We start from the raw sequence: 19,585 nt of genomic DNA on the forward strand, positions 1-19,585 counted from the left end.
TTCAATGTAGCCGCGCCAACAGAGTTGGAGACCTAGGGAAGTACCTGGTGTTGGCGCCTGGAACCTTGAGTCGGCGCTGGTTGCCGTGACAGGCTTCGATCAATTCGCTGACAGTGCCTGACCCGCGCGAATCGGCTTATTTCAAGTCTGCTCAGGCTCATAATAAATTATTATCGGAACTCACGCGTCACCGATTGCGGAGGGGTAATCAGCATGCGACGAACCATGCGACCGGCGCTGCTGGACGGGAACACATTGGGTGATGGTCTCGCGCGACTGAAGAAAGCCGCACCAGGTGCAATGGCCAGATTCCCCACCGCCGGCGACGAGATCACCGCGGCCGAGCTGGACCAGGCCGCCACCGCTGCCGCGCACGAGTTCCTGCGCGCCGGGGTGCGCCCGGGAGACGTGGTGGGTGTGCTGGTGCCGACCGCGGCCCGGTTCCTCGTCACGATCTACGGGCTCTGGCGCGCCGGGGCCGCCGTCAGCGTGCTGCCGGTCCAGGCCGGGTTCGGGGACGTGCACGGCACCGCGCGCCGGTTGGCCCGAATCACCTCCGCCGCGGGCATGCGGCACATCGTGCTCGACCCCGACCACGCCGACCTCGGCCGCGCACTCGGCGAACTGGGCACCGGCGTGAGCCTGGTGCCTCCGCCGGTCCCGAGCGGCACCGGCGACCCGCACACCCTGCCCACCGTCGACCCCGACGCGCTGGCGATCGTGCAGTTCACGTCGGGCAGCACGAGTCAACCGAAGGGCGTGATGCTGCCGCACAGGACGACGATGGCCGGGTTGCAGGCCTGCGTCGTCTCGGGCGGGTTCAGCCCTGACGACGTGTTCGCCCAGTGGGTACCGACCTTCCACGACATGGGCCTGATCGGCCTGCAGTCGCACCTGCTCAACGGCGCCGACGTCCACGTCTTCGCGCCGACCACCTTCCTGCGCCGGCCGGGCGCGGTGCTGGCGCACTTCGCCGAGCACGGCGGCACGGTGATGACCGGTCCCAACTTCTCCTACGACTACGTGCTGGACAACGTGCCGGCCGACCAGCTGGCGGCGCTGGACCTCTCCAGCTGGCGACTGGCGTTCAACGGCGCCGAACCGGTCAGCGCGGCCACCGTGCGGCGGTTCACCGAGGTGCTCGCGCCGAGCGGGGTGGACGCGTCGGTGATGTACCCGGTGTACGGCATGGCCGAGGCCACCCTGTCGATCAGCTACCCCGATCCCGGTGCCACCGCACAGATCCGCGCCGTCGACCGCACCGAGCTGGCCACGACCGGAGATGTGCGTGCGGTGGCCGAGAACGCGCCGGCCGCCAAGCCGGTGGTGTCGGTAGGCCGCCCGGTGCACGGCATCGAGCTGCGCATCGTGCGTGATGACGGCTCTGTGGTCACCGATGGCGCGCTCGGCGAGATCCAGATCAAGGGCGAGCCGGTGACCACCGGGTACTTCCGCAACCCCGAGGCGACCGCGGCCGCGTTCGACCGGGGCTGGCTGCGCACCGGGGACCTCGGGTTCCAGCTCGACGGCGAGCTGTACGTCACCGGGCGGCGCAAGGAAATGGTCGTCGTGCACGGCCAGAACTTCTTCCCCGACGACGTCGAGGACGTCGCCCGCACCGTGCCGGGCGTCTACCGCCGTCGCTGCGTGGCCTTCTCCGACACCGACGCCGATGGCGGCGAACGGATCGGGGTGATCGTCGAGACCAGCGGGGACCCCGCCGCCGTGCGCGAGGAGGTGCGCAGGCGGGTGGCCTCCGAACTCGATCTGTCCAAAGTAGAGGTCTACGCGGTCCAGCCGAGGTGGATCCCGCGCACCACCAGTGGGAAGTGGCAGCGCGTGCTCGCTGCTCAGCGCGTCACCTCGGGTGAGGCCGAAGGCGTCCTTCCCGCCAGCGCAACTGCCGACCAAGGAGAACGGGTGTGAACAGCAAGACGACCAGGTCCCCTGCCGGGGTGCCCCTGCTGGCCGACGAGCGGATGCACAGCGCCAGGATCTTCGCCGGCTACCAGCACGCGACCTGGGAGATGCACCACATCCCGTGGGACGACTTCCGGCCGGATCTCGTGCTGCCCGAACACATCGTGTTCGCCAAGGGCGCGATCATCGGCGAGTCCAACGTGGTCGCCGCGACCCACGGGCTGCTCAACGAGTTCGGCATGGACTACGACTTCTCCCAGTTCACCTGCATCTGGGGCTACCAGGAGATCCAGCACCACCTGGCTTTCCAGACCTGGCTGCAACTGGCAGGACACAGCATCGACCACAGCACGATCGCCTCGATGCGCGAGGCGTACCCGCCGGGAGTGACCAGGGCGGCCACGTTGGCCACCAACGTCATCTGCGAGGTGCTCGCCACGCACGCCTACAAGTGCGTCGCCCGCAGCATGAAGGAGCCGGTGCTCGCCGAGATCCTGCGCAAGGCCAGCGGTGACGAGGCAAGGCACGCCCGCGAGTTCGTCTACTACACCGCCCAGCAGCTGGCCGAACGGCCGGAGGAGTGCGCGTCGGTGGTGGAGACCCTGTACATCTACATGGGCACCACCCGCGACATGTACCGCCACCCGGTCAGCCGGTTCAAGGGCGACCTGCCCGAGCTGGCCGGCCACGAGACCATCGACGAGATGTTCGCCTACTTCGCCGAGGTCGACGAGGACGGCACCGAGTGGGCCAAGTGCTGCGAGCAGCTGTTCAAGTACTTCTCCTCGATCACCGGCTACAAGCTGACCAAGATGGCGGACGTGCGGCGGGCGATCGCCGAGGAGTCGCTCAAGGCCGAGGTCGCGGTGTGAGCCCCGGTGTGGAGATCGAGCTGCCTTGGCACGCCGAACCGTCGTTCAACTGCTTCGGCTGCTCGCCGCACAACCCGATCGGCCTCAAGCTTCGGTTGCGGCGCCTGGACAACGGGGACTACGCGACCGAGACGGTGTTCTCCGCGGACTACGCCTCGTACCCGGGGATCGTCCACGGCGGCATCGTGCACGTGCTGCTGGACGAGGTCATGGGCGACACCTTGGCGTTGGTGCACGGGATGCTCGCATTCTCGGTGACCCTGCGCAGCAAGATGCTGCTGCCGTTGCGGGTCGGCCTGCCCTACCTGACGACCGCGCGGATCACCGGGCAGGGCAACGGGGTCGTGCACACCGAGGCCGAGATCACCGGTCCTGACGGCGAGGTGCACGTCATGGCCGGCGGCACCTTCCAGCCGATCCGCTCCGAGCAGGCCAAGAACCTGATGGAACTGGACGAGGCCGCGTTCGGCCGCGTCCAGCACTACTTCGACCACCGAACGGGAGAATCATGAACACCGAGTCCACCACCCGCGACCAGATCGCCTCGGTCACCGCCGGCTACCTCGCCGCCGAGCTGAAGATCTCCGCCGCCGGGATCAGCGGCACCGACGTGCTCAGGGACATGCCCGGCGCCGACTCGATGAAGATGTTGCGGGTTGTGTCCAAACTGGAGCGTGAGTGGAAGGTCGAGTTCGACGACGAGGAGATCTTCGCGGCGACGACCGTCGACGAGCTGATCACGCTGGTGGAGAAGAACGTCAACAGGGACCTGGCCATCTCATGACCACGGTCACCCCGGGGGAGGCCCGCGAGGCCACCAACCAGCACTACGAGCTGCCGCCCGAGCTGTTCGGCATCTACCTCGACCAGCGGCTGAAGTACAGCGCCGGGCTCTACACCGACGAGCACACCGACCTCGACCAGGCGCAGACGAACAAGCTGCACTTCGTCGCACGACAGCTCGGCCTGCGCGGCGGTGAGCAACTGCTCGACATCGGGTGCGGCTGGGGCAGCCTGATCCTGTTCATGGCCAAGGAGTACGGCTGCCACGCCACCGGCGTGACCCCGTCAGGACCGCAGGCGGACTTCATCATGACGCGGGCCGAGCAGATGGGCGTCGCCGGCCTGATCACGCTGCGGTCCGGCTCGTTCAGCGAGATCGACGTGCCCGGCAGGTTCGACGCGGTGACGATGCTCGGTTCGATCGTGCACATGCCCGACCGCGCGGACGTGCTGCGCAAGGTGCACGGTCTGTTGCGGCGCAACGGATCGCTGTACGTGTCCGAGAGCTGCTTCCGCGACCACGCCACCTACCGCGAGTTCTCCCGGCGGCCGGGCACGGTGCACGTCACCGAGTCCATCTTCGGGTTCGCCGACATGGTGCCGGTCTCGGTGCTGGTGGAGGCCGTCGAGTCGGCCGGGTTCAGCCTCACCGGGCTCACCGACCTCACCGCGCACTACCACCGCACCATCGAGCAGTGGGAAGAGCGCGCGCAGGACGGGCTGGACCGCATCGAGGAAGTGGCGCCCGGCATGGGCGAACCGCTGATCCGGTACCTCCAGACGGCCAACGCGGGCTGGGGCTACACCACCAAGCACTACGCGCTGAACGCGCGGAAATCCCGGATGGGCCCGGCGGAGGCACCGTGAACGACCCGCTGAGGATCGACCCCGCGGAGATGCGCGAGCTGACGAAGAAGGCCGTCAGCCGCGCCGGAACCAAGCAGTGGTCGGTCGACGACCTGCCGTGGACCTCGCTGCGGCCGGAGGAGCTCACCGACAACGACCGTTCGGTGGTCCGGTTCATCACCTTCATCGAGGACCACATCCCGGGCTACCTGACGTACTTCCTGCAGGCGTTCCCTGTCTCCGGCGAAGACCAGGCCATCGAGGACTTCTGCTTCAACCGGGAGTACTTCCGGTTCCTGATCTCCTGGGCCAACGACGAGGAACGGCACGCGTCGGTGCTGACCAGGTACCAGATCGAGGCAGGCATCAGCGATCCGGACAAGCTGATGTGGGAACTGGCGGAGGAGGGCCGCAAGAAGTTCGCGTTGCCCTACGAGACCCCGATTCAGGCGTTCACGTACACCCTGGTGCAGGAGAAGGCGACGCAGCTGTTCTACCAGCGGTTCAAGGCCGTAGCCACCGAACCGGTGCTGCGCGACCTGCTGCACCGGCTGGCCAGGGACGAGGCACGGCACTTCGCGTTCTACAGCGAACTGGTCGGCGCCTACGTCCGCCGGCACGGGCTGGAGTCGACGGTGCACAACCTCAAGGACGTGCTGGGCACCTTCCGAATGCCGTTGGCCGACACCCTCAACGGGTACTGGCGTTGGTCGATGAAGGTCACCGACGCCACCTCGTACGACCACACCGAGGCATACGACTCGTTGGTACGGCTGGTCAACGACTTCGCCACGTCGGGCGGCAGGGCCGCGGCGGCGGACCTGACCGAGTTCGTGCACCGGATCCGCGCGATCTGAGTTCCGGTTCTCGCGCGGCCACACCGATACGACAGGACGGACATGACCGCACTCTTCGACCCGCGCGATCCCGCGGTGCGGACGGACCCGTACCCCATCTACCGCCGCCTGCGGGAGACAGATCCCGTGCACTGGTCCCACTTCGGCTACTGGGTGCTCTCCCGCCACGCCGACGTGGACGCGGTACTGCGCGCGCCGGGAGTGTCCAGCGAGTTCTACCGCAACGAGGTCTGGGCCGAGCGCAGGGGAGGGCTGGACAGCCCGCTCGTGAGCAGTGTGCGGCGCTGGATGCTCATGCTCGACGGCCCGGCCCACCGCCGGATCCGCGGCGTGATCAGCAAGGTGTTCACCCGCGGCGCGGTAGAACGGTTGCAACCACGCGTCGCCGCCGAGGCCAACCGCCTGCTCGACGCCATGGGCGAAGGCGAGATCGACCTGATCGACAGCCTCGCCCTGCCGCTGCCGGTCACCGTGACGTGTGAACTTCTCGGCCTGCCCACCGACAACCGGGTCCAGTGCCGACAGTGGACAGAGCAGATCAGCCGGGTGATCGACCCGTCCATCACGCCGGACGACGTCGCCGAGATGAACCGAGCGGAGACCGAGTTCCGCTCGTACGTCGCCGGCGAGCTGGACCGGCGGAGGTCGGCTTCGCAGGACGACATCCTGTCGCTGCTGGTGCACGCCGATGTCGACGGTGTGCGTCTGACCGACGAGGAGATCATCGCTAACGTGCTGTTCCTGTTCGTTGCTGGGCACGAGACCACGGTCAACCTGGTTGGCAACGGGATGCTCGCCTTGCTGCGCCACCCTGCGCAGTTGGAGCTGTTGCGCTCTAACCCCGCGCTGATTCCTGGTGCCATCGACGAGATCACCCGCTTTGACGCGCCCGTGCAGATCGTTTCCAGGCTGCTCGACGAAGAGGTCGTGCTCGACGATGCCGTCCTTCCGGCCGGGGCCAAGGTGATGCTGCTGTTCGGGGCGGCTGGGCGTGACCCTTCGCGGTATGCCGAGCCGGAGAGTCTGGACGTCACGCGGACTGGGATCAAGACGCTGGCGTTCAGCGGTGGGCCGCACTACTGCCTCGGTGCTGCGCTCGGCAAGATGGAGAGTGCTGTTGTGCTGGGGGAGTTGCTGGGGCGGTACAGCAAGATCGAGCTGACCGGCGATGAGCTGGTGTGGCGGCCCAATGTCAGTTTTCGGGGGCTTGAGCGGCTTCCGTTGCGGCTTTTCCGGTGAGCTCAGCCTCGCCAAATCGTGACGATCACTCTGTTTTTGCTGGTCAGAACCGTGTTGCGCTAGGCCGTTCGAGTGGTCTTGACATGTGAAGGCTGTGGTCCATTCGCGCCGTGTGCTTCGCTCCGTCTGCCGTAGAGCTAGGGGGAATGCTCTACCGACTTCGGGGGAGTCGTCGTGGCTTCAGCACGTCTGCGCATCAGCACGTTCGCCGTGATCACCGCCTTCGCAAGCTCGCTTCTCGTTGCGCCCGCCCAAGCGGAGCCAACGTCAGCACCACCATCTGTGCCACCATCTGCGCCACCCACCGCACCGCCGGTCACACAGCCGCCCCAGAACCCCGCGGCGACCGAGAACAGACTCGGGGCGCAGGCGACGGCGACGCCTCCGGTGGCACCGGGCCAGCTCGGCCCGATCGATCCCGGCCCGGACGGCTCGCCGAACATCGAGAACGAGGCGTCGAAGGCACAGCCCATCGCGCCGTTGCCCGCGCTGGACCCCGGACCCGACGGCCGCGTGCCGATCGACCGCGTGCCGATCACGCCGAACCCTCCGGTCACACCGTCCAAACTGGACCTTCCGCAGCGGCCGGGGCAGGAGCTCGTGGACGCCACCAGTGCCGAGGCGCTGGCCACGCTGGACAAGGCGGGGCGCACCAAGGACGGCAAGCCCGCGCTCGACGCGAACGCGTTGCAGCCGCAGGTCCGCTCCGCCCAGGTCGTCGACCCCAGCAGGCCGGCCACGCTGCAGGAGCTGATCGACGCGCTGACCTCCGGCAACCTGCCGCCACCACTGCCCGTCGACCCGCTCGCGTTGTTGCAGCAGCTGCCCGACGGCATCCCGAGGATCACCTACCGCGTCTGCTCGGAGTCGCAGACCAAGGCCGTCTCCTGCTCGCTCACCCTCCCGCTCGGCGTGCCCGCGATCGTCGACGTCACCGGCGACCGCACGCCGGACGTGCTGACCGACCTCGTGCCGGTCGCCGCGCCCGGTGACATCGCCGGGGTGGTCAGGGAGATCACGAACCTCGACCGCGAGATCGCGCTCGCCACCGACCGGCTCAACGTCGTCACCGAGCTGCTGAAGGATCCGCTCAACGTCATCCTGCACCCCGAGCTGCTCATCGAGAAGCTGAACCTCGAGAAGTTGCTGCAGGACCTGGGGAACACGCTCAAGGCCAAGACCGAGGCGCTGCTCAACCTCATTCACCTCGGCCTCGGCGTGGTGAACCTGCGCCTGCCCACCAGCGAGTTCGCCGGGCGCGATCTGCCCGCGCACGTGTGGGCCGTCTACGATCTGCCGACGCACAAACGGATTTCCGTCGGCTTCGACGGTTTCCGCCGCGGCGCGGGCCTGCCCACGGCCGCGATCGGCCTCTACACCTTCGCGCCGCTGCAGGCGTTGCGCGGGATCTTCGACATCAAGGCGAGCGTGCTGCAGGTCGGCGCGGCGAACTCCCTCGCGGTCACCGCGGGCCTGGCGAACGTCACCGACGACAACCAGGGCCTGGCCTACGACCCGACCGTGGCGAGCGCGCGGTTCGAGCCCGTGCCGAACGTCTTCACCGCCCACGCGTTCATCGATCCCGGCTCGAGCGACCGCGACCAGAAAGCGACCGTCGACGCTCAGGTCACCAAGCGCACCAAGCTCGATGTGCAGGTGCTGTCGAACTCCGGCACCACCAACCGGTTCGACCAGCTCGTCGTCGACCAGCTGCCGAACACGGTGTCGGCCGCGCTGATTCGCCCGCGGGACGGCGGTGACGACATCGTCGACTACACCGCGAGCGACGCGATCAACGACGTGCTGTTCGCCGACTTCGTCTACGCGGGGGAGCGGCTCGATGCTTCCGTTCGTGCCGCGGCCAAGAACCTCCCGACGCAGTGGCGTGGTGCGCTCAACTCGGCGAACGACCGGGTGACGCTCGACTACGACGCCGCCGGTGCACTGTCCAGTTTGGACCTCTCGTTCTTCGACCGGGAACCCGCCATCGTGCTGCGCGGTGCGATGCGCGAGCTGCCGACGGTCATCAACGTGGACGCGAACCTGCCCGGCAGGCACGTGTTGTTCGACGCCAACACCCCGCTCGGCTCGGCGGAAGTGTTCGTGTCGAAGGAACTCGGGGACTACGCGCCGCTGGCCGGCGACCACGCGACGGCGGTGCTGAGCGGGACCAAGCTCGGCGCCAGCGCCCGCGTCACCGGCCTGCGCAAGATCGACGTGTACTTCGACCAGCATCCGCGTGGCGGCACCGAGTTCACGCCGGGCGGCCAGCCGTTCGTCGCCGCCGGTGTGGTCGACGGCAAGCAGAAGACCCGTCTCGACGTGTCGAACCTCCCGGCCACGCTCGGATTCGACCTCGACACGTTCGCGCGGCGGGTGCAGTTCAACGCGAGCTCCGTGGTGCAACGGGTGAAGGCCGCGTACGTCGACACGGCCGCCGGGCCGAGCGCGGTCGCCGCCATCAACGGGCTGCCGCAGACCGTGGACGTGCGTTACGACCTCGGTGACAAACCCAAGGTGAGCTACCGGGCGTCGAGCGCGGTGCCGAGGGCCGAGCTGTTCGTGAGCCCGCAGGGAGTCGAGCAGCTCGATCCGACTGGCCACCACTACCTCTCCACGGCGCTCAGCGACCTGCCGACCGAGGCCGACGTGCTGGTCGACCTGCCGGCACGGCACCTGGACGGCACGTCGTCCGCGCCGATCGGCAGCATCGCCGCGGTCGCGCGGGTGCCGTTCTCCGGCCGCGACTTCCTCGCGATCGGTGAGCTCACCGGTGTTCCCGCCCGGTTCGACGCCAACTTCGGCGACGGCCTCATGAGGTTCCGCGGCCTGTCCGGCGCGCTGGGGGCGGCACGGTTCTCCGTCACGAACCACAGCGGTGCGACCATGCCGGCCGGGCAGCACGTCTCGGCGCACTACCGCCAGGTCACGGGCGACTTCGACGGCAGCGTCAGCATTCGCAACCTCACGCTCGCCGAGTACGCCCGCGGCCCGGCGAAGCAGGTGGCGAACCTGCAGCTCAACACCGACGGCCAGCCGGTGTTCGTCGACGCGGACGTGGTTCTTGCCGCGAACGGCGCCGACGACACCCGTCTCGCGGTGACGTCGCGCATCGACCACCTGCCGACGAACCTGACGCTCACGATCGACCTCGCCGACGGGAAGCTCACCTACACCGGCGACAAGTCGATCGCCCTGGCCGCGGATGTGCACGTCGGCAAGATCGCGGCGCTCAACGGTCTCGGCGCGCCGCTGTTCGACAACGGCGTGGCGGTGCGGGCACGCGGCTGTACCGAGGGTGCGGGCTGTGTGAAGGACAACTCGCCGATCTGCACGCTGTTCGGCAAATGTCTCGGGCTCGTCGGTACCATCCGGCTGCCCGGCCTGCCGACCACGCTCGCGGTCGACCTGGTGAACAAGGAGATCGAGCTCACCGGGTACTCCGCCACCGCGCCGCTGACGGCGTACGTGGAGATCAGCGGCCTGCTGCCGAACCTGCCGAGGCTCGAAGGCCAGGTCACCCTGGACGGGCTGCCGTCCAACGTGGACCTCACGGTCGGCCCGATCACGGTCGACGGCAACCCGGCCCGCGTCGACGTCGGTTACCGCGCGTCGGCACCGCTCGGGGTGCTTCGGATCGCCGCCGAAGCTGACACGCAGACCTCGTTCGGCACGCTGAGGGCGCGGGCATCGGTCGACAAGCTGCCGGCCACCGTGCACGTCGTCGGCACGTTCGACGCCCGCACGAGGCTGGGTGTGCACAACTCGGCCGCCATCAACGAGATCACGGCCGCACTGTCCGGAGTGGACGCAGGTTACCTCTCCGCGTCCGCAACCGGCGTGCCCGCCGACCTCGACGTGGTGGTCGACGCACCGGCGAAGCACTTCGAGTCATCGGCGTCCTCCGCGCTCGGTGGCATCACGTTCCGCGCGGCGAAGGTGCCGTTCGCCGGACGTGAGTACCAGGCGTTCGCGCAGGCGCTGAACATCCCCGCGAAGATGACGGCGGACTGGGCGGACGGGAACTTCAAGTTCCAGAGCGCATCAGGCGCGATCGGGTCGGCCGCGTTCGCGGTCACCAACCGCGCCGGCGCGACCGCACCCCGTGGTCAGCACGTCGCCGCGCACTACAACCAGGGCAACGGTGATCTCGACGCCAGCGCTGCGGTCGGCTCGCTGTCGCTGGTCGCGGTGGCCCCCAAGCCCGATGGTGTCGGGTTCGACATGCGAAGCGGTGACGGCACGTTCGCGTTCGACGGCGACTTCCTGCTCGCCGCGGACAACCGGTACACGGCGTTCGGCAAGGTCAGCCTGCCCAGTTCGCTGGACGTCCGCTACGGCGACGGGAAGCTGAGCTACCGCACCGACCGCCCGGTGGGCCTGCTCGCCGAGGCCAGGGTCGGCAAGGTGGCGGCGCTCAACGCGATCGGGCAGGTCCCGTTGTACGAGCACGGCATCGCCGCCGAGGCCAGGTCGTGCACGGGCGCGGGCTGCGCTCGCGACGACTCGCCGATCTGCTCGTTGCTGGGCAAGTGCTTCGGCCTGGTGAGCACGGTGTCGTTGCCGGGGCTGCCCACGGTGGTCGAGGTCGACATGGCGGCCAAGAAGATCGACATCGTCGGCTACCGGGCACCGGCCGGCGTGCCGCTCAACGCCTACGTGCGCCTCGACGGCCTGTTGGACGTCGCGCCGTACGCCGCGGCTAAGGCCACCCTGCGTGGCCTGCCATCGCCCTTCGACCTGCACATCGGCCCGTTCGGGTTCGACCAGACCGATCCGAAGCGGGCACACGACCTGCAGGTGCAGTACACCGCGTCCGGCGGCATCGACGTGCTGGAGCTGCGAGCCGAGGCCAACACGACGACGAAGTACGGAAACCTGCGTGGAGCGGCGGACGTGCACGGCGTGCCGGCCAGCCTGCAGGTGACGGGGAAGTTCGGCGACAACAGCCACGTGCGGGTCGCCGCGAGCAGTCCGATCAGCATGGTCAACGCCCATGTGACCGGCGTGTATGCAGGCGCGCCCGCTTCCGCGCGAGCCCGGCTGACGGACATCCCCGCCTGTGACGCCGGGCCGAACGCGCCCTGCGTCGACGTCGACATCAAGGGCACCGACGACCAGGGCAACGCGCTCAAGGTGCCCGTGGTCACGGTCACGTCCGCGGCACCGGGACTCGACGCCGAGGCCTTCGTGCAGGGCAAGTTCGCCCAGAAGAACGACGAGGACACGAACGAAGGCGAGCAGGGGCTTCAGATCAACGACGTGTTCGCGAAGCTCCTCGACCTCGGCGAGAGGGTCACCGTCACCGTCGCGCAGAACGACCTCGGCACGTTCAGCACACGGTTGCAGTCCGCACCCGGCCCCACCGGCTCGGTGCTGGTCGGCGGAGCGTTCGAGCTCGAGGCGGAACAGGGAGGCGACATCACGGAGTTCGAACAGGACATCGTGGCCTGCGGCCCCATCCCGATCCTCACGCTCCACGTGAACGACGGCCACATCAGGGCCAGGAACCTGCGCATCGACGGCGTGTACGTGGTCGTTGACGGGGTGCGGGACATGACGATCCGGCCGGGCACCTTCTACGTCGGGATCGGCATCGAGGGCTCCTACGACAGGTTCAGCATGGTCGCGCCGAAGGTGCACGCCCAGCTCGACATGGACCTGAGTCTGCGCATCGAGAAGTTCGACCAGCCGCTCTTCCCGTTGTACAAGTGGGCGTTCAAGACGAACCGCGACGACGTCTACAGTGGACTGCGCTTCCACGTGTTCGACATGAAGAAGCGGACGAACGCCGAGTTCCAGGTGCAGATCGGCCCGATCCCGGTCGGGGTGTACGCGGACGAGTCGAGCCCAGGCAAGCTGGGCCGCCAGATCCCGGCCGATCCGGGCGTCTCCGGCATCACGGTGCTCCCGCCGCCGGACATGGGCGACCCGAACACGAGGAAGTTCGTGTTCAGCATGATGGATCCGGGCAAGGTGGTGAACGGCCAGATGCAGTACCTGGACGGCGAGTCCGCCCAGTTGCTCGACATCGCGGTGTCGCGGGCGTTCAGCCCGTTCCCGCCAGAGGGCGAAAGTGGAGGCGGTCCTTGCTGAGGAAGACCCGGATGGCGGCGCTGGCACTCGTGCTGGCGTCGCCCGCCGCCGTCACCGCGTGCGGCGGCTGCGGCTACCGCCTGAGCGTCGATCCCGTGACGGCCAGCGGATCAGACCTGAACCTGACTGCCCGGCTGACCGGTGACGGCCCGCTCGGCGGCGTGAAGATCGAGTTCTCGGCACTGGGACCTGACGGCGTCGTGCTCGGTCTGGTGCCGGCGGGCGACGACGGAGTGGCGAAGCTGGAGTCGCGCGGCTCGATCGGCCCGGACTCGATCAACGGACGTGCCGTGCACGGTTGGACCGAGTACCGGGCCAAGGTGTGGTACCTGCAGGACACGGCCCGGGCGGCCGATGCGGTCTGCGCCGAGCCCGCTACCGCGTCGTTCCGTTACAAAACCGGGTAGGTCGATCACAGCGCAGGACGGCAAACCGATTCATACTGTCTCGGCTTCACGTAGCCGTGAGAGGTGGTCTCGGGTGACGACGAACGCGCAAATCCGGCGCAGCGGCCTGGCTCCGGTCGTCCAGGCGCGGTTGGCGCTGTGGACGTTCGTGATCGTCAACCTGGCGATCATCGAGTACCTGTTCCTGACCGCGGGCAAAGGCAAGAACGAGGTCCTCACCGTCGCCAAGTTCTTCGGTCTGCACGCCGCCCTGATCATGATGTGTCAGCTGCTGCTGGTGGCCCGGCTGCCGTGGCTGGACCGGCGCATCGGCATGGACCGCTTGACGGTGTGGCACCGGTGGAACGGCTTTCTGCTGCTGTGGACGGTGCTCACGCACGCCACGATCGTCGTGCTCGGGTACGCGACCCTCGACAACGCGTCGATGGGGAAGACGTTCCTCGCGCTCGCCGGCGTTCCCGCTTCGCTGCTCGGCATGCTCGCGGCCACCATCATCGTGGTGGTCGGATCCGTCTCGACGCGGTACGTCCGGCGGCGCCTGCAGTACGAGACCTGGCACGGCCTGCACCTGATGCTGTACGTGGCACTGGGCCTGGCGTTCGTGCACCAGTTCATCGAGACCACGACGTTCAAATCCTCGCCGTTCGCGATGGCCTACTGGTGGGCGCTGTGGCTGTTCGCCTTCGGGTCGTTGGTCGTCGGCCGGATCGTACGGCCGCTGATCCTCAACGCCCGCCACCGGTTCCAGGTCGCGGCCGTGGTGCCGGAGTCACCCGACACGGTGTCGGTGTACGTGACGGGCCGCGGCCTCGACCGGCTGCCGGCGAAGGCCGGTCAGTTCTGCATCTGGCGGTTCCCCGGTCACCGCCACTGGTGGCTCGCGAACCCGTTTTCGCTGTCCGCCGAGCCCGACGGACGCTCACTGCGGCTGACCGCCAAGGCGGTCGGCAAAGGCAGCGCGGGCCTGCGCAACCTGCAGGTGGGCACGCGCGTGTTCGTGGAAGGTCCGTACGGGGCGTTCACCTCCCTGCACCGAACCCGGCCGGGCGTGCTGCTGATCGCCGGCGGCGTCGGGGTCACCCCCATCCGATCCCTGCTGCAGGAGCACACGCCCGGCGACTTCGTCGTGCTCTACCGGGTGCGCGACGAGCGCGACGCCGTGCTGTTGCACGAGTTGCGCCAGCTCATCGGTGCCCGCCGCGGACGACTGCACCTGCTCACCGGCCGGACCGGCCAGGGAGCCCGGCCGTTCGAGCCGGGCGCCTTGCACCGGTTGGTACCCGACATCGCGGAACGCGACGTGTACGTCTGCGGTCCGCCCGCGATGACCGCCGCGGTGCTGAGTGGACTGCGCCAGCTGAACGTGCCGCGCCGTCAGGTGCACGCGGAGAAGTTCGGCCTGGCCTGACCTGCGGTTTCATCGAACGCTGTCCACGTAGGACAGTCACGCTTCGACGGCGGTCACCTCGATCTCGATCATGAGGCCGGGCGCGAAGAGCTTCTGCACCTCGACGGTGGTGGACGTCGGGAACGGGCCGTCGCCGTACATGCCCTTGCGGTACGCCATGTGCGGCAGCAGTTCGTCGATCGAGGTGACGTACATGTTCTCGCGCACGACGTGGCGGAAGTCCAGGCCCCAGTGCGCGAGCGACTCCGCGATGCGCTCGTACACGTAGCGCATCTGGGCGCCGAGATCGCCGGGCGCGACCGTCTGGAACTTCTCGTCGAGGGCGGCCGTGCCGGACAGGTAGACGGTCGGGCCGGCCTTGATGCCTTGGGTGTAGCCGAGCGCGTGCTGAGTCTCGCTCCACATGTTGAAGTGGTCCTCGCGGTCCATGACGGCCTCCTTTTGCGAGCGCTGGTCATTCGGGTCGTGCGGTGACGTGCTCGCGCCCCACGTCGTCGAGCCTCGGCACGCCGAGGAGCTGGAGCGTTCGTGTCATCTCGGCGGTGAGCAGCTCGAACATCCGGTCCACGCCGCGTTCTCCGCCCGCCATCAGTCCGTAGAGGTAGGCCCGGCCCAGGAAGACACCCGTGGCGCCCAGACCGATGGCGGCGACGACGTCCGCCCCAGTGAGCACCCCGGTGTCGAGGTACACCTCGGCCCGGCTCCCGACCGCGTCGACGATCTCGGGCAGCAGGTGGAGCGGCGTCGGTGCGCGGTCGAGTTGCCGGCCGCCGTGATTGGAGACGACGACGGCATCGGCTCCCGCCTCGACGACGTCGCGTGCGTCCTGCACGTGCTGGATCCCCTTGACCACAAGCGATCCGTCCCACGTGCGGCGCAACCACTCGAGGTCGTCGAGCCCGGCCGACGGATCGAACATGATCCCGACGAGTTCCGCCACGGTGCCACGCCAGTGGGTCAGCGAGGCGAACGCCAGTGGCTCCGTGGTGAGCACGTCCGCCCACCAGCGCGGGTGGCGGGACATGTCCGCGATCGTGCGCAACCCGAGCATGGGCGGGATGGTCATCCCGTTGCGGTGGTCGCGCAACCGGGCGCCCGCCACGGGGGTGTCCACGGTGAGCACGAGCGTGTCGTAGCCAGCGTCCCGCGCGCGGGCCACGAGCTCCGCGCTGGCCTCGCGGTCGCGCCAGAGGTAGAGCTGGAACCAGTTCCTGCCGTGCGGGGCCGCGCCGGCGACGTCCTCGATCGACGTCGTGCCCATAGTGGAGAGCGTGTAGGGAACGCCTGCCCGGGCCGCGGCCCGCGCCACCGCACGCTCGCCCTCGTGGTGCATCATCCGGGTGAAGCCGGTCGGGCCGAGGACCAACGGGAGCGCCGCGTCACGGCCGAGCAGCCGCCTGCCTAGGTCGACCGACGAGACGTCGCGAAGAATTCGCGGGTGGAACACGACGTGGCGGAACGCATCTCTCGCGCGCGCCAGGCTGATCTCCTCCTCGGCTGCCCCGTCGACGTAGTCGAACACCGCCCGCGGCACCCGCCGCCGTGCGAGCTCCCGCAGATCACCGACGGCGCTCGCCCGTCGCAGGCGCGTGCCGAGGCGGTCCAGTGAGGGACGCCGGAGGTTGAGCAGGGGCCGGATCTCCGACCACCGGGGCAGGCGCCGGGCAGGGGTCGCGGACATGAGCATCGACTCCCTCCCGGCGCGTCGCGGAGCTCGGTCTTACAGCGCGCGGACCGCGTTCTCGAAGCGGTCGAACAGGTCGAGCACGGCGTGGTCGCCGAACGGCAGGATCTGGGTGAACAGGACGCCGGCATCGCCCCTGTCCCGGTCGACCCAGAAGTAGGCGTTCGGCAGCCCGGCCCAGAAGAGGCTGCCCGCCGACCGCCCACCTAGCGTCTCCTCGACGTTGAGCATGCCGAGCAGACTCCACTTCTTCGTGGTGCCCGGCAGGAACTCGACGTCGTTCGAACTGCCGGGATCGACCGTGGTGATCTTCCCGATGGTCAGGTCGCCGATCTGGTTGGACATGGCCTCGTTCACCGTGTCCTCGCGCAGGACCCGGACCCCGTCGACCTCGCCGCCGCCGAGGAGCATCCGCAGGAGGGTCAGGTAGTCGGCGGGGGAGCCGTACATCGCGCCGCCCGCCATCAGGAACTCCGGTTCCTGAGTCATCTCGAACTCGATCCCGACCAGGCCGTCGGGCGTGCGGAAGTTCATCGTGGCCAGCTCGTCGCGCATCGCCGGGCCGAGCCGGAAGCTGGTGGACGACATCCCCAGCGGATCGAGCAGCGATCCGCGCAGGTACTGCTCGAGGTCCTGGCCGGTGACCGCCTCGATCGCCTTCCCGACCCAGTCGATGTTCATCCCGTACTCCCAGGCCGTGCCGGGGTCGAACAGCAGGGGAGTGGTCAGGGTGGCGTCGCGGCACTCGATGATGCCGGGCAGGCCTGCCACCTCCTGGTAGCGCAGGACGTCCGCGTTCCAGAAGTGGTAGCCGTTGCCCGCCGTGTGGGACAGCAGCCGGCGGAGCGTGACCGCGCCGACGGCGGGCCGGACCTGTGGGCGGCCCGCGTCGTCGAAGCCCGTCAGCACCTTCGGTTCAGCCAGCGCGGGCAGCACCGCCGCGAGGTCGGCGTCGAGGTCGAGCCTGCCCTGTTCGACCAGCTGCAACGCGCCGATCGCGACGATCATCTTGGTCATCGAGCCCAGCCAGGCGACCGTGTCCACGCTCCACGGTGCGCCGTCGGCACGCTCGCCGAACGAGCCGATGTAGCGGGCGCGGCCTCTGGTGAAGGCCAGCGCGCAGACGCCGGGGATCTCGCCCGCTTCGACGGCGGCGGCGAGGAACCGGTCGATGTCCTGAGTGCCCATGGTGGGTGCGGTCATGCCGATCCTCCACGTTGAAGCAACAAGAGCGGCCAGTATTGTGTAACAATCCTGGCCGGTCAAGAGGTGGAGGGCAGTCGACTCAGGTCAGCGCGACAGTGCGCGGGCGACGGTCTCCGCTCGGTGCAGCGCCACCAGCAGAGCGGCCCGGCCGCCGAGTTCCAGGTCGTCGGCGAGGGCCTGGACCGCGACCTCGCCGCCGATGAGCAGCTTGTCCATGAGTTCCCGGTGCAGCACGGCCAGGCGGCGGGCGTCGAAGTCCGGCTGCAGGACGGCGAGCAGGATCCGGGTCTCGTCCTCGCAGGGTCCGTACGCCGCCAGCAGGTGGGAGTTGTCCGCGGCCACGACGATCGCGCGGTGAATGCGGCCGTGCACCTCGGTCAACTCGCGCCACGACGGCGCGGGATCGCTGTCGACGAGCCCTTCGAGCTCCTCGACCACCGCGTTCACCGGTGAGAGATCGGCACCGTTCGCGAGCGCCATGCGCAGCGCGCCGATCTCGAGCACCATGCGGAAGCCGCAGATCTCGTCGATCCGCTGCTGTGTCAGCGGCGGCACGATGGCGCCCCGGTTGCGTTCGTGGATGATCAGGCCGCGCTCCACCAGCAAGCGGATCGCGGCACGCACCGTGTGCCGGCCGACCTCGAAGCGCTCCGAGAGCTCTTCCTCGCGCAGCCGGGTACCCGCCGCGTACTGCCCGTTCAGCAGTTCGTCGCGCAGTTGCGCCGCTACCCGCTCCGGGGCGGTGGACGCGGGTTCGGTGGTTGGTGATTTTCCGGTCACGATGCCCAGTATCCCCGATTGTGGACCACTTTGTTCCCCCGGTTGTATCGCGAAGCGCATTCAGATCATCCGCCAAGAAGACCAGATCTTGCGCTACAACCGGCCCAGGCGACTAGGCGGGACGCGACCCGGGACTCCCCAAGATTGTTGCACAATCTCTTGACATCGGCAGGATTGTGCCACAATACTACTGATGGTTGTTGCACGAACTGTCAAGCAACCTGCCTGTCGATCAGGAGTCAGCGTCATGATCAATCGACGTGTGTTGACCTGTCAGACCGCGACCGCAACGCCGTTAGCTGCGGTTTTCGAGAGCGAGAACAGGGCTGAGCAGGTCGGCCTGTCCCCGTTCGACCGGATCACCTGCAGGTTCCACCGCCGCTGGATCCACGACTGCGTCGTCTCGCCGGCGCACGTGGTCGCCGTGGCGGGCTATCGCTGGTGCGGTGACTGTGCTGCCGCCGCCACCGTGATGGTCGATCACCTGGGTTGCGAGGTCGTCGTCTGGTGCGAGCGGTGCGACCGCCGGCTGCACGACGGCCCGAACGAACAGCTGCGGCAGGTGTGTCTGCGAAGTCTGGAAGTCAGCCGCGGCAGGCGCGCCTTCTCTCCCGAGTACGGCGTGCGTCGCAGCGCATAGAAGTCGATCCAGCGTGAGTGAAATTCGGTCCGGCGCGCCAGGCGGAGGAGTAATGGCCGAACAACAGGACCTTTCGAGGTCCATCGACAAGGCTTTTGCGTTGTTGGTCGAACTGCGGGACATGCAACGGGGTGCCCGGCTGTCCGAGTTGACCACCCGGACCGGGTTGGCGAAGTCGACGACGCACCGGTTGCTCGGTGCGCTGGTCAGCTTCGGCCTGGTGTCCCGGGTCGGGAACGTCTACCTCGCGGCCACGCCCTGTCAGGGTGGTTGTGCCGGGGTGGATTCCGAACGGCGGACGTTCCTCAACGTTCTCGCCCCGTTCCTCGGGGATCTGATGGTGCGGACCGGTCTCACGGCCAGCCTCGCCGTCCTGCACGGGACGGACGTGATCTTCACGCATCGGGTGTACGGCCACCGGGGTATGTACACATCGGTGGACAACACCGGGCGCGAGGCCGCGCACCGCACGGCGGCCGGGCGGTTGCTGCTGGCGTACGACGGGCAAACGGCCCGCCATCTCACCGAGACGTGGGCGCCGGATCCGGTGGAGGAAGCGCGACTGACCCGGGAGCTGCTGGCGATCAGGCGGCAACACTTCGCGGTGAACACGACCAGCAGCGGTGTCCGCTGCATCGCCGTGCCGCTGCACCGTCGTGCGGACATGCCGAACGTCGCGTTCACGCTCAAGGGCAAGGTCGAGAAGGCCGACGCCGTCCTCGAACACATGCGTTCGGTGGTGTGGCGAGCTGCGAGCAAGGTCATGGCCCCGCGGCAGGAAATTGCCTGAGGTGAGGTCTATTCCATCCTCACTGGAATAGACATATCCCACCTGCGACCCGCCGCG

The 19,585-nt window shown here is 68.4% G+C and carries 16 protein-coding genes; 12 read left to right on the top strand and 4 right to left on the bottom strand.

What is annotated here, in order from left to right; translation table 11 throughout:
• The first annotated feature begins 300 nt into the window (after positions 1 to 300).
• From ACIA8G_RS04710 to ACIA8G_RS04755, 10 genes are all read left to right on the top strand, one after another.
• Entirely contained in the window at positions 301 to 1,926 is a 1,626-nt protein-coding gene (locus ACIA8G_RS04710) for an AMP-binding protein (protein ID WP_396416884.1), read from the top strand.
• Entirely contained in the window at positions 1,923 to 2,792 is an 870-nt protein-coding gene (locus ACIA8G_RS04715) for a ferritin-like domain-containing protein (RefSeq protein ID WP_396416885.1), read from the top strand. The genes ACIA8G_RS04710 and ACIA8G_RS04715 overlap by 4 nt, the downstream gene beginning before the upstream one ends.
• Positions 2,789 to 3,304 (top strand): PaaI family thioesterase, encoded by a 516-nt coding sequence (locus tag ACIA8G_RS04720; RefSeq protein ID WP_396416886.1) that lies wholly within the window; start codon positions 2,789 to 2,791, stop codon positions 3,302 to 3,304. The genes ACIA8G_RS04715 and ACIA8G_RS04720 overlap by 4 nt, the downstream gene beginning before the upstream one ends.
• Positions 3,301 to 3,576 carry an acyl carrier protein gene (locus ACIA8G_RS04725; RefSeq protein ID WP_396416887.1) on the top strand — a complete coding sequence of 92 codons (276 nt, stop codon included), beginning with the start codon at positions 3,301 to 3,303 and terminating at the stop codon, positions 3,574 to 3,576. The genes ACIA8G_RS04720 and ACIA8G_RS04725 overlap by 4 nt, the downstream gene beginning before the upstream one ends.
• A complete protein-coding gene (locus ACIA8G_RS04730) occupies positions 3,573 to 4,442 on the top strand; it encodes an SAM-dependent methyltransferase (protein WP_396416888.1) in 870 nt (289 codons plus the stop codon). The genes ACIA8G_RS04725 and ACIA8G_RS04730 overlap by 4 nt, the downstream gene beginning before the upstream one ends.
• Positions 4,439 to 5,278: an acyl-ACP desaturase gene (locus tag ACIA8G_RS04735; RefSeq protein WP_396416889.1), complete on the top strand. Its 840-nt coding sequence runs from the start codon at positions 4,439 to 4,441 to the stop codon at positions 5,276 to 5,278. Before ACIA8G_RS04730 ends, ACIA8G_RS04735 begins: the two co-directional genes overlap by 4 nt.
• Positions 5,279 to 5,320: 42 nt before the next feature.
• Positions 5,321 to 6,517 carry a cytochrome P450 gene (locus ACIA8G_RS04740; protein ID WP_396416890.1) on the top strand — a complete coding sequence of 399 codons (1,197 nt, stop codon included), beginning with the start codon at positions 5,321 to 5,323 and terminating at the stop codon, positions 6,515 to 6,517.
• 174 nt (positions 6,518 to 6,691) lie between these two features.
• On the top strand, positions 6,692 to 12,613 hold the full coding sequence (locus tag ACIA8G_RS04745) for a hypothetical protein (RefSeq protein ID WP_396416891.1): 5,922 nt from the start codon (positions 6,692 to 6,694) through the stop codon (positions 12,611 to 12,613).
• Positions 12,607 to 13,020 carry a hypothetical protein gene (locus ACIA8G_RS04750; protein ID WP_396416892.1) on the top strand — a complete coding sequence of 138 codons (414 nt, stop codon included), beginning with the start codon at positions 12,607 to 12,609 and terminating at the stop codon, positions 13,018 to 13,020. Before ACIA8G_RS04745 ends, ACIA8G_RS04750 begins: the two co-directional genes overlap by 7 nt.
• A 73-nt stretch (positions 13,021 to 13,093) precedes the next feature.
• Complete coding sequence (locus tag ACIA8G_RS04755; protein WP_396416893.1) at positions 13,094 to 14,428, top strand: ferric reductase-like transmembrane domain-containing protein; 1,335 nt, start codon at positions 13,094 to 13,096, stop codon at positions 14,426 to 14,428.
• A 36-nt stretch (positions 14,429 to 14,464) separates the two neighbouring features.
• On the opposite strand, the gene ACIA8G_RS04760 is transcribed toward ACIA8G_RS04755, so the two are convergent.
• The 4 genes from ACIA8G_RS04760 to ACIA8G_RS04775 all read right to left on the bottom strand — a co-directional run bounded on the left by ACIA8G_RS04760 (position 14,465) and on the right by ACIA8G_RS04775 (position 18,098).
• Entirely contained in the window at positions 14,465 to 14,857 is a 393-nt protein-coding gene (locus tag ACIA8G_RS04760) for a RidA family protein (protein ID WP_396416894.1), read from the bottom strand.
• A gap of 25 nt (positions 14,858 to 14,882) precedes the next feature.
• Positions 14,883 to 16,109, bottom strand: coding sequence for an alpha-hydroxy acid oxidase (locus ACIA8G_RS04765; RefSeq protein WP_396416895.1), 1,227 nt, complete (start codon positions 16,107 to 16,109; stop codon positions 14,883 to 14,885).
• 39 nt (positions 16,110 to 16,148) lie between these two features.
• Positions 16,149 to 17,315 (bottom strand): serine hydrolase domain-containing protein, encoded by a 1,167-nt coding sequence (locus ACIA8G_RS04770; RefSeq protein ID WP_396416896.1) that lies wholly within the window; start codon positions 17,313 to 17,315, stop codon positions 16,149 to 16,151.
• Positions 17,316 to 17,402: 87 nt separating this feature from the next.
• The gene (locus ACIA8G_RS04775; RefSeq protein WP_396416897.1) at positions 17,403 to 18,098 is read right to left on the bottom strand and encodes a GntR family transcriptional regulator; all 696 of its coding nucleotides are present in this window, start codon (positions 18,096 to 18,098) and stop codon (positions 17,403 to 17,405) included.
• Between the two features lie 247 nt (positions 18,099 to 18,345).
• Between ACIA8G_RS04775 and ACIA8G_RS04780 the strand changes: the two genes are divergently transcribed.
• Together ACIA8G_RS04780 and ACIA8G_RS04785 are read left to right on the top strand one after the other, a co-directional pair.
• Positions 18,346 to 18,738: a hypothetical protein gene (locus tag ACIA8G_RS04780; protein ID WP_396416898.1), complete on the top strand. Its 393-nt coding sequence runs from the start codon at positions 18,346 to 18,348 to the stop codon at positions 18,736 to 18,738.
• Between the two features lie 52 nt (positions 18,739 to 18,790).
• Positions 18,791 to 19,528, top strand: coding sequence for an IclR family transcriptional regulator (locus ACIA8G_RS04785; RefSeq protein ID WP_396416899.1), 738 nt, complete (start codon positions 18,791 to 18,793; stop codon positions 19,526 to 19,528).
• Positions 19,529 to 19,585: the final 57 nt, after the last annotated feature.

It is taken from the genome of Lentzea sp. NPDC051213 (genome assembly GCF_044455585.1).
Lineage (GTDB): Bacteria > Actinomycetota > Actinomycetes > Mycobacteriales > Pseudonocardiaceae > Lentzea.

Excerpts from the sequence above, each read along its gene's own strand:
- ACIA8G_RS04730 (WP_396416888.1), top strand. The coding sequence starts at position 3,573 with ATGACCACGGTCACCCCGGGGGAGGCCCGCGAGGCCACCAACCAGCAC.
- ACIA8G_RS04780 (WP_396416898.1), top strand. The coding sequence starts at position 18,346 with ATGATCAATCGACGTGTGTTGACCTGTCAGACCGCGACCGCAACGCCG.
- ACIA8G_RS04765 (WP_396416895.1), bottom strand. The coding sequence starts at position 16,109 with ATGTCCGCGACCCCTGCCCGGCGCCTGCCCCGGTGGTCGGAGATCCGG.
- ACIA8G_RS04725 (WP_396416887.1), top strand. The coding sequence starts at position 3,301 with ATGAACACCGAGTCCACCACCCGCGACCAGATCGCCTCGGTCACCGCC.
- ACIA8G_RS04740 (WP_396416890.1), top strand. The coding sequence starts at position 5,321 with ATGACCGCACTCTTCGACCCGCGCGATCCCGCGGTGCGGACGGACCCG.
- ACIA8G_RS04785 (WP_396416899.1), top strand. The coding sequence starts at position 18,791 with ATGGCCGAACAACAGGACCTTTCGAGGTCCATCGACAAGGCTTTTGCG.
- ACIA8G_RS04710 (WP_396416884.1), top strand. The coding sequence starts at position 301 with ATGGCCAGATTCCCCACCGCCGGCGACGAGATCACCGCGGCCGAGCTG.
- ACIA8G_RS04760 (WP_396416894.1), bottom strand. The coding sequence starts at position 14,857 with ATGGACCGCGAGGACCACTTCAACATGTGGAGCGAGACTCAGCACGCG.
- ACIA8G_RS04770 (WP_396416896.1), bottom strand. The coding sequence starts at position 17,315 with ATGACCGCACCCACCATGGGCACTCAGGACATCGACCGGTTCCTCGCC.